Source organism: Chitinophaga filiformis, from assembly GCF_900102545.1.
GTDB classification, from domain to species: Bacteria; Bacteroidota; Bacteroidia; order Chitinophagales; family Chitinophagaceae; genus Chitinophaga; species Chitinophaga filiformis.
Genome location: NZ_FNBN01000002.1, coordinates 1,020,025 through 1,032,907, shown reverse-complemented (window position 1 = coordinate 1,032,907; position 12,883 = coordinate 1,020,025). Strand labels below are relative to the sequence as shown.

18 protein-coding genes are annotated in these 12,883 nt (G+C 46.9%); 12 read left to right on the top strand and 6 right to left on the bottom strand.

Annotated features, from left to right (window positions below):
* Window positions 1–156: 156 nt before the first annotated feature.
* Genes BLR32_RS10655 through BLR32_RS10605 form a run of 11 tightly spaced genes read left to right on the top strand, consistent with a single transcriptional unit; the run spans window position 157 to window position 8,048 of the window.
* Entirely contained in the window at window positions 157–1,281 is a 1,125-nt protein-coding gene (locus BLR32_RS10655) for an NAD(P)/FAD-dependent oxidoreductase (RefSeq protein WP_089831420.1), read from the top strand.
* Window positions 1,282–1,287: 6 nt separating this feature from the next.
* Entirely contained in the window at window positions 1,288–2,001 is a 714-nt protein-coding gene (locus tag BLR32_RS10650; RefSeq protein ID WP_089831418.1) for a methyltransferase domain-containing protein, read from the top strand.
* Complete coding sequence (locus tag BLR32_RS10645) at window positions 1,998–3,050, top strand: type III polyketide synthase (protein WP_089831415.1); 1,053 nt, start codon at window positions 1,998–2,000, stop codon at window positions 3,048–3,050. Before BLR32_RS10650 ends, BLR32_RS10645 begins: the two co-directional genes overlap by 4 nt.
* Complete coding sequence (locus BLR32_RS10640) at window positions 3,044–3,844, top strand: SDR family oxidoreductase (protein ID WP_089831413.1); 801 nt, start codon at window positions 3,044–3,046, stop codon at window positions 3,842–3,844. The genes BLR32_RS10645 and BLR32_RS10640 overlap by 7 nt, the downstream gene beginning before the upstream one ends.
* On the top strand, window positions 3,841–4,287 hold the full coding sequence (locus tag BLR32_RS10635) for a 3-hydroxyacyl-ACP dehydratase FabZ family protein (RefSeq protein ID WP_089831411.1): 447 nt from the start codon (window positions 3,841–3,843) through the stop codon (window positions 4,285–4,287). Before BLR32_RS10640 ends, BLR32_RS10635 begins: the two co-directional genes overlap by 4 nt.
* Entirely contained in the window at window positions 4,280–5,551 is a 1,272-nt protein-coding gene (locus BLR32_RS10630) for a beta-ketoacyl-[acyl-carrier-protein] synthase family protein (RefSeq protein ID WP_089831410.1), read from the top strand. The genes BLR32_RS10635 and BLR32_RS10630 overlap by 8 nt, the downstream gene beginning before the upstream one ends.
* A gap of 5 nt (window positions 5,552–5,556) precedes the next feature.
* On the top strand, window positions 5,557–5,811 hold the full coding sequence (locus BLR32_RS10625) for an acyl carrier protein (protein WP_089831408.1): 255 nt from the start codon (window positions 5,557–5,559) through the stop codon (window positions 5,809–5,811).
* Window positions 5,808–6,347, top strand: a complete 540-nt coding sequence (locus BLR32_RS10620; protein WP_089831406.1) for a 4'-phosphopantetheinyl transferase family protein — start codon at window positions 5,808–5,810, stop codon at window positions 6,345–6,347. Before BLR32_RS10625 ends, BLR32_RS10620 begins: the two co-directional genes overlap by 4 nt.
* Before the next feature lie 40 nt (window positions 6,348–6,387).
* The gene (locus BLR32_RS10615; protein ID WP_089831404.1) at window positions 6,388–6,639 is read left to right on the top strand and encodes a hypothetical protein; all 252 of its coding nucleotides are present in this window, start codon (window positions 6,388–6,390) and stop codon (window positions 6,637–6,639) included.
* Between the two features lie 42 nt (window positions 6,640–6,681).
* Entirely contained in the window at window positions 6,682–7,641 is a 960-nt protein-coding gene (locus BLR32_RS10610) for a TIGR03885 family FMN-dependent LLM class oxidoreductase (protein WP_089831402.1), read from the top strand.
* A gap of 17 nt (window positions 7,642–7,658) precedes the next feature.
* A complete protein-coding gene (locus BLR32_RS10605) occupies window positions 7,659–8,048 on the top strand; it encodes a DUF6766 family protein (protein WP_089831400.1) in 390 nt (129 codons plus the stop codon).
* On the opposite strand, the gene BLR32_RS10600 is transcribed toward BLR32_RS10605, so the two are convergent.
* The gene (locus tag BLR32_RS10600) at window positions 8,049–8,657 is read right to left on the bottom strand and encodes a DUF4142 domain-containing protein (RefSeq protein ID WP_089831398.1); all 609 of its coding nucleotides are present in this window, start codon (window positions 8,655–8,657) and stop codon (window positions 8,049–8,051) included. It lies immediately after the preceding gene.
* 112 nt (window positions 8,658–8,769) lie between these two features.
* Here BLR32_RS10600 and BLR32_RS10595 point away from each other — a divergent pair, with 112 nt between their 5' ends.
* Window positions 8,770–9,009 carry a hypothetical protein gene (locus tag BLR32_RS10595; RefSeq protein WP_089831395.1) on the top strand — a complete coding sequence of 80 codons (240 nt, stop codon included), beginning with the start codon at window positions 8,770–8,772 and terminating at the stop codon, window positions 9,007–9,009.
* A gap of 119 nt (window positions 9,010–9,128) precedes the next feature.
* On the opposite strand, the gene BLR32_RS10590 is transcribed toward BLR32_RS10595, so the two are convergent.
* From BLR32_RS10590 to BLR32_RS10570, 5 genes are all read right to left on the bottom strand, one after another.
* Entirely contained in the window at window positions 9,129–9,809 is a 681-nt protein-coding gene (locus BLR32_RS10590) for a DUF421 domain-containing protein (RefSeq protein WP_176842229.1), read from the bottom strand.
* A gap of 2 nt (window positions 9,810–9,811) precedes the next feature.
* Window positions 9,812–10,507, bottom strand: a complete 696-nt coding sequence (locus BLR32_RS10585; RefSeq protein ID WP_089832137.1) for a DUF421 domain-containing protein — start codon at window positions 10,505–10,507, stop codon at window positions 9,812–9,814.
* 82 nt (window positions 10,508–10,589) lie between these two features.
* Window positions 10,590–10,742 (bottom strand): hypothetical protein, encoded by a 153-nt coding sequence (locus BLR32_RS34010; RefSeq protein ID WP_176842193.1) that lies wholly within the window; start codon window positions 10,740–10,742, stop codon window positions 10,590–10,592.
* Window positions 10,743–10,967: 225 nt separating this feature from the next.
* Window positions 10,968–11,633 carry an HAD-IA family hydrolase gene (locus tag BLR32_RS10575; protein ID WP_089831391.1) on the bottom strand — a complete coding sequence of 222 codons (666 nt, stop codon included), beginning with the start codon at window positions 11,631–11,633 and terminating at the stop codon, window positions 10,968–10,970.
* 2 nt (window positions 11,634–11,635) lie between these two features.
* A complete protein-coding gene (locus BLR32_RS10570; protein ID WP_089831389.1) occupies window positions 11,636–12,805 on the bottom strand; it encodes an MFS transporter in 1,170 nt (389 codons plus the stop codon).
* Between the last annotated feature and the right edge of the window lie 78 nt (window positions 12,806–12,883).

Below are 12,883 nucleotides of genomic sequence, written 5' to 3'. Positions count from 1 at the left end.
ATCTTCCAAGCGGATTTGTAACACACCAGATAATCCGGAAGCCCCAGACGGATATTTCTTAAGCCCCGTTCCTCATGTCAGGAAAATAACGTACACTTGTTGCAACATATAGTTTGACTTTGAATGTTCGGGTGCTTAAAATCAATCAGTTAATAAATGCCGGAGGCTGATGTCATAATTGTAGGAGGGGGATTAGCCGGTTTAACCGGCGCCTTGCACCTGCTACGTGCAGGGCTGCGGGTTATTGTTATTGAAAAATATCCATATCCAAGACATAAAGTATGTGGTGAATATATTTCCAACGAGGTATTGCCTTACCTGCAATGGCTGGGAGCGGATCCTGCAGTATTGCAGCCTTCCAGGATCAACCGTGTGAAGATCTCGGCAGTTTCCGGTAAAAGCGTAGAGACAGTACTGCCTTTAGGCGGCTTCGGCATTAGCCGTTATGCGCTGGATCAGTTCCTGATGGAACAAATGGTGGCAGCCGGAGGCATATTGGAAGAAGACACAGTGAACAACATCTCTTTTGAAAATGAACAGTTTACCGTTAGTACAGCCCTCGGACGCCAGTTGACTGCCCGTTTTGTGATTGGGGCTTATGGAAAACGGTCTGCGCTGGATCAGCAGTTGCTTCGTGATTTTTCCAGTGGGAAGTCTCCATGGCTGGCGGTCAAAAGTCATTATGAAGGCGATTTCCCCGACGGACTGGTAGCATTACACAATTTCATGGGGGGATATTGCGGCGTATCCAAAGTGGAGAATAATATCATCAATATCTGCTATCTCGTCAGTTATGATACCTTCAGGCGCTTTAAAAATATAAGTGTGCATCAGCAGGAAGTACTCTGCCGCAATCCGCATCTGAAAGAAGTACTGGAACATAGCCGGCCGCTGTTTGAGCGTCCGCTGACTATCAGCCAGGTATCTTTCGCGGAAAAGCAGAAAGTAGACGGACATATACTGATGACGGGAGATACAGCCGGCCTTATTCATCCGCTTTGTGGAAACGGCATGGCAATGGCTATTCATAGTGGAAAGATTGCCGCAGAACACATACTCGCTTTCCTGGCAGGTCACCTCTCTTCCCGGCAGGAACTCGAAATGAATTATACCAGGGCCTGGAAGAGAGAATTTAGTAAACGGATGCAGGCAGGTAAGCTACTGTCTGCCGTTTTCCGGAAACAGGAACTGGCTGCAGGCGTTATGAATGGCCTGATGCTCTTTCCGGCGCTGCTGCCTGTCATTGTCAGGCAGACACATGGAAAACCTTTTAAAATGTAACTACGTATGTTCGTTAATACCAGTCAGAGAATCCTTGCACCCGAGATCATGGATGACCTGCAAATGGAGGGAGAGGCGCTCAGGAGTACGCTGGATCAGATCGCACAGATTAACCAGTTGCTGGGTGGCAACAGCATCACGCTGGAAGGAGTGAGCATGCTGATGGAAGACGTGCCGCCGGGAAAGGAAGTGACGATAGCAGATATCGGCTGCGGAAATGGCGACATGCTGCGTACAGTAGCCAGAATGGCCGTTAAAAGAGGCTGGCGGCTAAAGCTCATTGGTATTGATGCCAATCAGTATACGATTAATTATGCGGCTACTTTATCCGCACAATATCCGGAAATCACTTACTATTGTATGGATATTCTGGGCGAAAAGTTCAGGGAAATGCAATATGATATCGTATTATGTACACTTACGTTGCACCACTTTGAAGACCGGCAGATCACAAAACTGATGTCTCTCTTCCGCAGGAATGCCACAATCGGGATTGTTATCAATGACCTGCACAGAAGCGCACTGTCATACCGTTTGTTCCAGCTTTTCAGCCGGTTGGCAGGCATGGGGAAGATGGCAAAGGAAGATGGACTGGTATCCATCCTGCGGGGATTCAAAAGAAAAGAAATCGAGGAACTGTCACGAAAACTAAATTTCAAGCAATATACACTCAGATGGAAATGGGCTTTCCGTTATCAGTGGATAATTACTAATGTATGAGCGTTAAAATAACAGCAGTATCGAAAGCCTTACCTCCTTATACCAGAAGCACGGAAGAGATCATGCCCTTTCTTGATATCTGGTTGTCCGGCCAGGAAGACCGCTTCGCCAGAAAAGTTAAAAAGATCTTTGAGAATGCAGCTGTTGACAGACGCTATTCTATTATGAGCCCTGAAGAAGTGTTTACCAACACTTCGTTTGAAGAAAAGAACGACATTTATGTAAGAGAAGTGATTAAGCTGGGTAGCCAATGTCTGGTGAACGCATTGGAAAAGGCAGGTCTTGAAGCAGATGCCCTGGATTACATCATTACCGTCAGCTGTACCGGCATTATGATCCCCTCACTGGACGCATACCTGATCAATCTCCTGCAACTACGCCAGGATATTGTCCGCTTACCTGTAACAGAGATGGGATGTGCAGCAGGGATCTCCGGGATGATCTACGCCAAGAAGTTCCTGGAGGCCAATCCGGGTAAAAGGGCGGCGGTGATAGCCATCGAATCGCCTACCGCTACCTTCCAGCTGGACGACTACTCTATGCCCAATATCGTCAGCGCAGCTATTTTCGGTGACGGCGCCGCCTGTGCGATCCTCTCTTCCCATGAAGATGATAACGGTCCGCAGATATTGGGCGACGGGATGTACCACTTCTATGAAGCCGAACATTTAATGGGTTTTAAGCTCACTAATACCGGTTTGCAGATGGTACTGGATGTAGAGGTGCCCAATACGATTGCAGCCCATTTTCCGGCTATTATACACCCTTTCCTGGACAAATACGGTTACCGTATAGAAGACATTGACCACCTGATCTTCCATCCCGGGGGAAAGAAGATCATCCAGACCGTGGAAGAGCTGTTTGGAGCAATGGGAAAGAATATTGACGATACGAAAGAAGTACTGCGTTTATATGGTAATATGTCCAGCGCTACCGTGCTGTATGTATTAGAGCGTTTTATGGATAGAGGAGTGCCGGCAGGTGAGAGGGGACTGATGCTGAGCTTTGGGCCCGGCTTCTCCGCACAGCGAATATTGTTACAATGGTAAAAGAATTTGCATCACATCATTACTGGGCAGTGATACTTGGCGGCAGCAGTGGCTTAGGACTTGCAGCCGCCCGTAAGCTTGCAATGCATGGCATGAATAGCTGTATCATACACAGGGACACGCGGGTAGACATCGAGCGTATCAACAACGATTTTGATGCTATCAGGGCCTCCGGTGTACAGGTGCTCACATTCAATGCAGATGCCATCAATGCAGCTAAACGCGGGGAAGTACTGGCGGCCTTAAAATTAGCCATGGGGGAGAAGGGCCGCGTCAGAACGCTCATACATAGCATTGCCAAAGGTAACCTCAAAGCAATGAACAGTGACAAGGCCAGGCTGAGTACCGACGACTTCCGCATGACCCTTGACAATATGGCCATTAGTCTGTACGACTGGACACAGGACATGGTACAGCAACAACTCTTTGCACCCGACGCCAGAGTGCTCTCTTTTACCAGCGAAGGCAGTAGCAAGGCATGGAAACACTATGGCGCCGTAGCAGCAGCCAAAGCCGCCCTGGAATCGATTAGTCGCCATATAGCCCTGGAATTTGCACCACTGGGTATCAGGGCTAACTGTATACAGGCCGGTGTAACAGCAACCCGTTCCATGCAACTGATTCCCGGCAGTGAAGACATTATCACATATACAAAACAGCGTAACCCTTTTCAACGCCTCACCACCCCTGAAGATGTAGCTAATGTCGTTTATCTTTTATGCAAAGACGAAGCTGCATGGATCAATGGGGCCGTGATCCCGGTGAATGGAGGTGAACACATCAGTCAGGCATGACAACACAAGACATTCTGCAGAAATTACCCTTTGCGCCACCCTTTCTCTTTGTAGATGGACTGGACCACATTGACAGTGACAAAGTACAGGGACACTTTACCTTCAGGGAAGATATGGACTGTTACAAGGGCCATTTCAAAGGATATCCTGTTACGCCCGGGGTACTGCTGACGGAAGTAATGGCACAGACAGGCCTGGTCTGCCTGGGCATCTATCTGCTGGGCGATGAAGTGTTGGCGGAAAATATGACCTTCGGGCTGACATCCACAGAAATAGAATTTCTACGCCCGGTTTTTCCCGGAGAGAAAGTAACTGTCTATGCAGAAAAGGTATATTTCCGTTTCGGAAAGTTAAAGTGCAGGGTCACACTGAAAAACGAAGCACAGCAGGACGTGTGCAGTGGCACTATTGCCGGAATGATCATTAGCAAACCACATGAATAAAAGAGTTGTTGTGACAGGTCTGGGAGTAGCCGCTCCAAATGGCGTTGGCATTCCCGCTTTTACAGATGCAATCAAAGCAGGTACCTCCGGTATCCGGTATGATCCGGAACTGGCATCACTGCAGTTTTCCTGCCAGATAGCAGGGAAGCCTGAAGTATCGGAAATATTGCAGCTACAATACCTGGATGCCCTCGAACTGAGGAATTTTAATAGCAGCGGTATCCTTTACGGACTGATTGCCGGCATAGATGCATGGAAGGACGCACAACTCCCTGTAGGCGCTGACCTGGAGCCTGACTGGGATAGCGGTACCATCTTCGGTGCTGGGTCTTCAGGATTGGATAAATTAAGAGAAGCGATCTATAAAGTGGATGATTTGCAGGTACGCCGGCTGGGTAGCACCGTAGTACCACAAACCATGGCCAGCGGTATCAGTGCCTGGCTGGGAGGCAAGCTGGCCCTGGCCAACCAGGTGACCACCAATTCATCTGCCTGCGCGACCGGGGCGGAAAGTGTGCTGATGGCTTATGAACGTATCCGTAACGGCCATGCAAAACGAATGCTGGCAGGTAGTACCAGCGATGCCGGCCCTTATATATGGGGTGGTTTCGATGCATTAAGGGTCTGCACTTTTAAACACAACGATCATCCTGCAGCGGGTTCCCGTCCTATGAGCGCTTCCGCCAGTGGCTTTGTGCCAGGCAGCGGCGCCGGAGCATTGGTGCTGGAATCGCTGGACAGTGCACTGGAACGTGGGGCGCCCATTTATGCGGAGGTTCTCGGCGGACATGTCAACTCCGGTGCACAAAGAGGCGACGGGTCCATGACTGCACCCAATAGTATAGCCGTACAGCGCTGTATCCGCGAGGCTATTAAAGCCGCCGGCGTAGAGCCACAGGAGATAGACGCTATTAACGGACACCTGACAGCTACGGGGAAGGATGCACTGGAAATCGGGAACTGGAGCACAGCACTGGGAAGAAGAGGAAAGGACTTTCCCTATATGAACGCCCTGAAATGTATGATCGGGCACTGCCTCAGTGCTTCCGGCAGTATAGAACTGGTAGCTGCCGTACTACAACTATACGAAGGATTCCTGTTCCCTAACATCAATTGTGAAGACCTGCACCCCGACATAGCAGCCATCATTGATCCTGAAAAAATACCTCAACAGTTGGTTTATAAAGAATTAAATTTGATCGCGAAAGCCAGTTTCGGCTTTGGAGACGTAAATGCCTGCGTGATATTAAAGAAGTATAAATAAAACCAATGGATAAAGAAACGCTGATAACACAATTAAAAGAGATCGTAAAACCCTATGCGAAGAATGAGGAGGCGTTGTTGAACATTAACGAAAACACCGATTTCGTCAATGATCTTAAGATCAACTCCGCCAACCTTGTAGACGTGGTTCTGGACGTTGAGGAACAATTCAATATTGTGATCGACAATGAATCAATGGAGCGTATGCTGAATGTAAAATCAGCAATAGAGATCATAGAAGCCAAATTAGGCGCGCAATGATCGGCAACGATATCATAGATCTCCACCTTGCATGCCGGGAAAGTAACTGGCAGAGAAAAGGATACCTCAGCAAGATCTTTACAGCTACCGAGCAGGAGATGATCTGTCAGGCGCCCATACCATCAGATATGGTATGGCTGCTCTGGAGCTGTAAAGAAGCTGCTTACAAAATCGTTAACCGCATTACGAACGTCAGAATATATAACCCCGCAAAGTTCAGCTGTACATTGTCAGGTGATAAGGAAGGCGCTGCCTGTGGCAGTATATCATATGAAGCCCGTACCTATTCCTTTATCAGTCATCGTAATGACAGCTGTATTCACACCGTCGCAGTCTCTCACAACATTTTCCTCGATCATCTTGATATCTATACAGGAAGCAGTTTACCCGTACATCTCTTTTCAGATAAAAGCCTGATCAAAAACCAGGATGGCATACCCTACCTCGTGAATTGTTGCACTTATTCCCCTGTCCCTGTTTCTATTAGTCATCATGGTAAGTACGTAGGATGGGTACAAAAGAAAGCGATCCTTTAAAGGTGTAGTTTTTGAGCTGAATAATGTAAAGGTTTAACGTATGAAGCTCAGTGAACCACTTGTAAAAAAACTATCCCAGCAATATGCCCCTTCCACAATGGTAGATATGGAGTTCAAAGGATATGATCTCTCTTTTAAAACAGATGAGGCAGGGAATCCGATACTATTGTTTATAGGAAAAAGGACCGATAATGGTAACGTGCGGGGAGAACGTTATGCACGGACCCTGAAATATGATCGGGAAGGTAACCGCATTAAAGATCATTGGGAGCTGAAAGGTAAAGCTACATGAAGTATAGGGTGAGTTTGGTACGGAGATGGTATTAGTCTTTACATGTCAGTTATCGCCTATCATGCGTCGCACGAACAACATCCTCCCTCTGCATTGCTAAGGTATGCCATAGCGGCAGAGCAGGCAGGATTTCAAGCCATTCACTCTTCAGATCATTTTCATCCATGGAGTGAAAGGCAGGGACAGAGTGGCTTCTCCTTTTCATGGATAGGCGCTGCTATGCAGGCTACCACTTTGCCTTTTAGTATGGTGTGTGCACCTGGGCAAAGATATCATCCTGCGATCGTTGCACAGGCGGTGGCAACCCTCGCCGAGATGTTTCCCCGCAGGTTCTCCATAGAGCTGGGCAGTGGTGAGGCACTTAACGAGAATATTACCGGCGATGTCTGGCCACAGAAGGAGGAGAGGAATGCACGCCTGCGGGAAAGTGTAGAGGTGATACGTCGCCTTTTACATGGTGAAACCGTTACACATAATGGCCTTGTCAGGGTAAAGGAAGCAAAATTATATTCCCTGCCTGCAGCCATACCGTCAATAATGGCTGCTGCTCTTTCCGAAGCAACAGCAGGGTGGGCGGGGGCATGGGCTGATGGATTGATCACCGTGGCTACAACAACAGAGCAGTTACAACGGATCATTGATGTTTTTCGGGAAGGCGGGGGAGTAGGAAAGCCGGTCTGTGTACAGGTCGCATTCTCATATGCGAGGTCAGAGGCTGAAGCCACGGATGCAGCTTTCGACCAGTGGCGCACAAATTTATTTGCTCCTGAAGTGCTGAATGAACTAAGCAGACCTGCACAGTTTGATAGCGCTGCCGCCTATGTGAGACGGGAAGACGTTGCAGGTAAAATGCTGATCACCGCCGATCCTGAGAAGTGTATTGCGATGATCAGGCAGTATGTTCAAATGGGAATTGACCGTATTATTCTCCATAATGTCAATCGTCAGCAGGAGATTTTTATCAAGGATTTTGGTGAGAAGGTATTGCCTCATATTCAGTAACCCTAAAAAAGTGCGTTATGACTACAGGTACAAACAAGTATTCGACTTTCAAAAGAAAAGGCTATGTATGGGTCACATTGTTATTCTTCACCATTTCAGTAGTGCTGCACTGGTATTTTGGCTGGGAGGTATTTGTACAGGAACAAATACAGCATGGACAGCCAATTATTACGAGTGACTACATAAAGGAAATGATGAGGGATACTATGGAGAACTGGCAATCAGAATTCCTGCAACTGATATGGCAGGTGGCTGGCCTCGCATTCCTATGGTACTGCGGATCTCCACAGTCGAAGGAAGGCGATGACCGGAAAGAGGAAAAACTCGATTTTATTATCCGTAAGCTTGATCCCGATCATGCGGAGCAGCTGTTAGCGCAATGGAAGGAGAAATACCCTGAAAAATGATCATTGGTAAGAATCCACGTCATCCCACTGAGTGGGATCGTATCGTTTACGCACATCTTCGAGGACGGTTCTTGCATCCTCGAGGTTTGCTTTTATTGCAGGCAGTGTTTTCTTCGCATAATTCCGCAGGGAAGTATCTTTCATAGTAGCTGCGGCATTATCCATCCTTTCCATAGCTTTCTGCTGTTCGCCAACCATCTTTTTGATATAGGCCCGGTCAAAAGCTTTTTCGTCTTTGCCTGCCATTTTATCTACTTCTTCCTGGTCTGATTTTGAAAGACTGGCGGGTAGTGTAACGCCCGCTGTATAACAGGCCGTTTGGAGGTCCTGGTTTGCCTTTGTATGTGTATCTATCATCTTCTGCGCAAATTCCTTTAAGCGGCCGTAATTGGCTTTTTTAAGCGCTAATTTCCCTAGTGCTATCTCTTTCAGGTTACTGCTGGCAGCAGCAGTAGCAAAATCGACAGAGGCATTACTGATATCATCCATGCTCTCGGTCATGGCATTAGCGCTGTCTTTGCTGGCTTCCTGCTGGCTTTTCGTGTTATTATCCTTACAGCCATAGATGAGTATGGCGGATATGATCAATGTTAAGCTGATGTTTTTCATATGAGACGATTTATGCTAATTGAGCGACAAAAAAGGTACCACCTGCCACTGGCATAGTTTTATAGCCTTAATAACGTAATGAATCATATTGTATCACTTAAAAACATGTGTTATGAATTCTATACTCAACCAGGGCCATGAAGAAGGACCAGTTGCAAGGGCAATAGAAAAACAGACGGCAAAACTGCCTTCGGACACTTATTTATGGGCAGCGGTAGGCGCTATGGGAGTTTCCCTGGCTTTGCAGTGCCTGAGACAGAAACATATCAGTTTATTTATCGGGCAATGGGCTGCTCCATTCCTGCTGATGGGTATCTACAACAAAATTGTTAAGGTGGAAGGGCATGATTGATAAGCCGTGGAGAAAAAGAAATGTCTGAATACGAGGAGCTTATGCACCGGTGTATTCAGACATTTTTATGTGCGTCAGGGGGAAGTATTTACATAGAAGTGTTTCCTTGTGTACACGAATTACCTGACCGCGTGGGTTGTCTCACTTCGTCCGCAGTTGCTGCAGCTGGCCTGACCGGGCGATGCATCATCTCCGCAATAACTGCAAAGGGTGATTTCTCCCGCAGCATCCTGCTCTTCGAGGAATTCATTATCAAATGAAGGAAGCACACTCAGACCGGGTTGTTTCTTCGGATTCCTGATAATGGTAAATGCACCATTTGCCTCCATGAAAACGCGCTTTACTTCTCCCAGATGTATGATCTTCTGGACCCGGAGTTGTGCGAACAGTTGTTCCCTTGTAATGCGTGTTTTCTTCATTTCTTTCATCTGTAAGCAACCGTCGTGGATCAATGTACTGATCTTGCCCTGCGTAAGCCGTTCAATGCGTTCATTCTTTCTCCCGAGATAAGCAACCATACGCTGTACCAGTACAACAATGCCACCTATAATAAACCCGGGTAGCACGCCTCTGTCAGGCGTAAATAAAGGAATACCAATTGCAGCAGCCAGCGTGGATATCGCAGCCAGCTCATTTCTGTTAAGCCTTGTTGCCATACGTTTTCCCATCAGCCGTAAAGCGCCCATGAGAATAAGATAGACAATAATCCCCCTGATGATAATCTCAATAAAGAATTCAGCAGGTGTGTCGCCTGCCAGAATACGACCTATATCACTGATGTGAATCTCTGACTTTTCCATTTTTACTTTTGTTGAACCGCATTTTCCCAATCCAGGTGCCCGCATTGTGAGCAGGCTTCCTGTGTACTCTTTTTCGCCACATTACCGCAATTCCTGCATGCAAACAGATCATCGCCCACAGGCTGTTGGATATCATGCTGCAGCTGATGGTCCATCTGCGGAACAATACTGTAACCAGGACGGGCTGGTTGGTTTACGTAGATACTAAAGCTGCCATTGGCTTCCTGGTATACACGTTTCACCTCCCCCAGTTGGTAAATGCCTTCGCTTCGTAGTATGGCAAAAAGTTGCTCCCTCGACATATTCACCTTTCCGAGTTCACGCAATTGAAGAACGCCATCTTTTACAAGCAGGATAATATGTCCCTGCGTTAATGCTTCTACTTTCTGACTTTTGAAAATGAACCAGGTGAGTCCCCGTTGAAACGCAAGTACAAAGAACAACATCACAACGCCATGTAATATGCCCCGTTCAGGCATTTGCATCGGTACAGAGATGATTGCACCAAGTGTCAGCATAACGGCCATTTCAGTAATAGTAAGCTGACCACTCATTCGTTTCCCCAGCAATCTGATAACAATCAGCAATACGGCATAGGTACATATTGCCCTGATCAATACTTCAACAAGGAAAATTGCAGGTGCATTCCCAAAGAGTATTCTTTGCCAGTCGTTAAAATGTATTGATTGTGCATCCATAACAGCCCCGATTTTTTTAACCATAAAAAGCTCCCGCAATAGAGCGGGAGCATTCCACAACGATACACAGCAGAAATTGTAATTATTGTTTCTCGTGCCTGCTTACAAGTTTATTAAAGTAACTGGTTTCACCGTCTGTTTTTTTATCCTGATAGAGAAAAGCCAGTTCGCTCTCTTCAAATTTTGCGAAGAATTCATCCCATGATATTTCCTCCAGTCTGTCTGATCTTCCCATATTGCTGTATTGAGTTAAACAGATCCAAAGACTATTCCACAACGGTATGTCTGTTACTGCAGGCGTTTTACGGATTGCCGGGTAGTACGGGGTTTTCCGGAAACGCCATCGACGTTTTCTAGCTATACATACGGTCATTTTGACTAAAAGAGAAATCTTCTGGTCAGTATATCAATCCATATGCCTGTAAGCTGGTGGGTAAAAAACAGGAAGGATAATGAAGCGTTAAAGATGTTCAGTATCATTAAGCGAAAGAAGGGAGGGCAGTTCTTTCATCGCATAGAAAACAGTGGCGCCTTCCTTTCTGAGCTCGTCACCGTTGAAAGGTTTTGCATATCCCAATACCCGGAAGCCTCCTCTATGTGCGGCAATAACTCCCGCTTTGCTGTCTTCGATCACGACGCATTCAGCAGGAGAAAAGCCCATTACTTCGGCTGCATGCAGGAAAATACCGGGGTCAGGTTTCCAGCTGTTGATCTCGTAACCACTGAACATCCGGTTGCCTTTTTCAAAGTAAGATATCAGCCCTGTAATGGTCAGGTTCAGTTTCATTTTTTCTATTGGTCCGCTGGACGCTACACAAAATGGAATCGCCAGGCTATCGAGGACTTCTTTAATGCCGTTTACCGCGCGCATCTCTGTTTTAAAGATCTCATAGGAGCGGGCACGGAAGGCCTGTTCAAAGTCTTCCGGAAAAGGACTGCTGGCCTTCTGCTGCAGCATCTTGATACCCTCCTTTAAACGGATGCCGCTGAATTCCTCCACAGCTTCCTGAAGGTCCATGGTAACGCCATACTGAGATGCCATATCGAGCAATACTTTTACACCTATCACTTCACTGTCTACCAATACTCCATCACAGTCAAATATGATGCATCCGGGCTTTTTCATACTTATGCTTTTATGCTTTCTTTTAATGTAGTTGTTTGTGCTGTTTCCTTTATCTGTAGGATCAAAACGGTGATCAGCAAGCCGAACATGGCCATCAGAGCAAATGCCCAGCGTAATCCCGCCGCTTCTGCTATAAAGCCTATTAATGGTGGTACTATAAGGAAGCCCATATACCCTACGGTAGACACAGCTGCTATGGCAGGTCCGCTACCCATGCTGGTTGTCTGTGTTGCCATACGTAGTACCAGTGGCACTACGCAGGATACGCCAAACCCGATCATCAGAAAACCAAAACTGGTGGATATTGTATAGGGCATCAGGGCAGATACCATAAATCCGCAAAGCACCAGCAGACCGCTGTACCTGATCATCGTCGGAACACCTAGTCTGTTTACTAAACTATCGCCGGTAAAGCGTCCTGTAGTCATAGCGATCATATAGATAACATATCCTGCCGCGATCAGTTTTTCAGGTGGATGCACCGCTTCCTGAAAATAAATATTGCTCCAGTCGTACATTGTCCCTTCACAAGCCATTACAGCAAATGATATCAGCCCGTACTTCATCAGATGCCTGTCTGGCCATATAAAGCGTTTGGTATTGGCATCCGGTGATGGTGGCTCATGGGGGCTGTCGCGAAAGGCAAGGAACGCCATAATAGTCATGGCAAGAGATACAAAAAGAAAATGCCGGGAAGGCGCCATCCTGAAATCCACCATAATAGCTCCGAGTGCTGCCGCTGCAAAACCAGCCATGCTCCATACGCCATGAAAAGTAGTAATTATTGATCGTTTATACAATGCCTGAACAGCAACAGATTGGGCATTTACGGAAATATTCATCAGGTTCCGGGAAGAACCAAAGCAAAAAAGTACAAGACCCAGTTGCCAGGGGAGATCAACGACACCGATAAGCGCAAGCATCAGGTTGAATACCAATACCCCTATCATCATAATATTCCGGCTGCTATACCGCTGTAGCAGGTAACCGGTAACAGGAAGAGTGAGTACCAGTCCTGTTGGTAAGGCCAGGAGAAAGAAGCCCAGCTCGGCCTTATTTAATGCCAGCCGGCGCTGGATATCCGGAATTCTGGACGCCCAGCTGGAAAAACTAAAGCCGGAGATAAAAAAGAATACTGCTGTTGCTATACGCGCAGATCTGGGTGTGCTCATAAGACAACAAAGCTAAAAATAATTAGGAATTGAGTGTGAAGAATCAGAAAGAGAGTACTTCCCAATTCTATGCCCAAT

Excerpts from the sequence above, each read along its gene's own strand:
- BLR32_RS10655 (WP_089831420.1), top strand. The coding sequence starts at position 157 with ATGCCGGAGGCTGATGTCATAATTGTAGGAGGGGGATTAGCCGGTTTA.
- BLR32_RS10650 (WP_089831418.1), top strand. The coding sequence starts at position 1,288 with ATGTTCGTTAATACCAGTCAGAGAATCCTTGCACCCGAGATCATGGAT.
- BLR32_RS10645 (WP_089831415.1), top strand. The coding sequence starts at position 1,998 with ATGAGCGTTAAAATAACAGCAGTATCGAAAGCCTTACCTCCTTATACC.
- BLR32_RS10640 (WP_089831413.1), top strand. The coding sequence starts at position 3,044 with ATGGTAAAAGAATTTGCATCACATCATTACTGGGCAGTGATACTTGGC.
- BLR32_RS10635 (WP_089831411.1), top strand. The coding sequence starts at position 3,841 with ATGACAACACAAGACATTCTGCAGAAATTACCCTTTGCGCCACCCTTT.
- BLR32_RS10630 (WP_089831410.1), top strand. The coding sequence starts at position 4,280 with ATGAATAAAAGAGTTGTTGTGACAGGTCTGGGAGTAGCCGCTCCAAAT.
- BLR32_RS10625 (WP_089831408.1), top strand. The coding sequence starts at position 5,557 with ATGGATAAAGAAACGCTGATAACACAATTAAAAGAGATCGTAAAACCC.
- BLR32_RS10620 (WP_089831406.1), top strand. The coding sequence starts at position 5,808 with ATGATCGGCAACGATATCATAGATCTCCACCTTGCATGCCGGGAAAGT.
- BLR32_RS10615 (WP_089831404.1), top strand. The coding sequence starts at position 6,388 with ATGAAGCTCAGTGAACCACTTGTAAAAAAACTATCCCAGCAATATGCC.
- BLR32_RS10610 (WP_089831402.1), top strand. The coding sequence starts at position 6,682 with ATGTCAGTTATCGCCTATCATGCGTCGCACGAACAACATCCTCCCTCT.
- BLR32_RS10605 (WP_089831400.1), top strand. The coding sequence starts at position 7,659 with ATGACTACAGGTACAAACAAGTATTCGACTTTCAAAAGAAAAGGCTAT.
- BLR32_RS10600 (WP_089831398.1), bottom strand. The coding sequence starts at position 8,657 with ATGAAAAACATCAGCTTAACATTGATCATATCCGCCATACTCATCTAT.
- BLR32_RS10595 (WP_089831395.1), top strand. The coding sequence starts at position 8,770 with ATGAATTCTATACTCAACCAGGGCCATGAAGAAGGACCAGTTGCAAGG.
- BLR32_RS10590 (WP_176842229.1), bottom strand. The coding sequence starts at position 9,809 with ATGGAAAAGTCAGAGATTCACATCAGTGATATAGGTCGTATTCTGGCA.
- BLR32_RS10585 (WP_089832137.1), bottom strand. The coding sequence starts at position 10,507 with ATGGATGCACAATCAATACATTTTAACGACTGGCAAAGAATACTCTTT.
- BLR32_RS34010 (WP_176842193.1), bottom strand. The coding sequence starts at position 10,742 with ATGGGAAGATCAGACAGACTGGAGGAAATATCATGGGATGAATTCTTC.
- BLR32_RS10575 (WP_089831391.1), bottom strand. The coding sequence starts at position 11,633 with ATGAAAAAGCCCGGATGCATCATATTTGACTGTGATGGAGTATTGGTA.
- BLR32_RS10570 (WP_089831389.1), bottom strand. The coding sequence starts at position 12,805 with ATGAGCACACCCAGATCTGCGCGTATAGCAACAGCAGTATTCTTTTTT.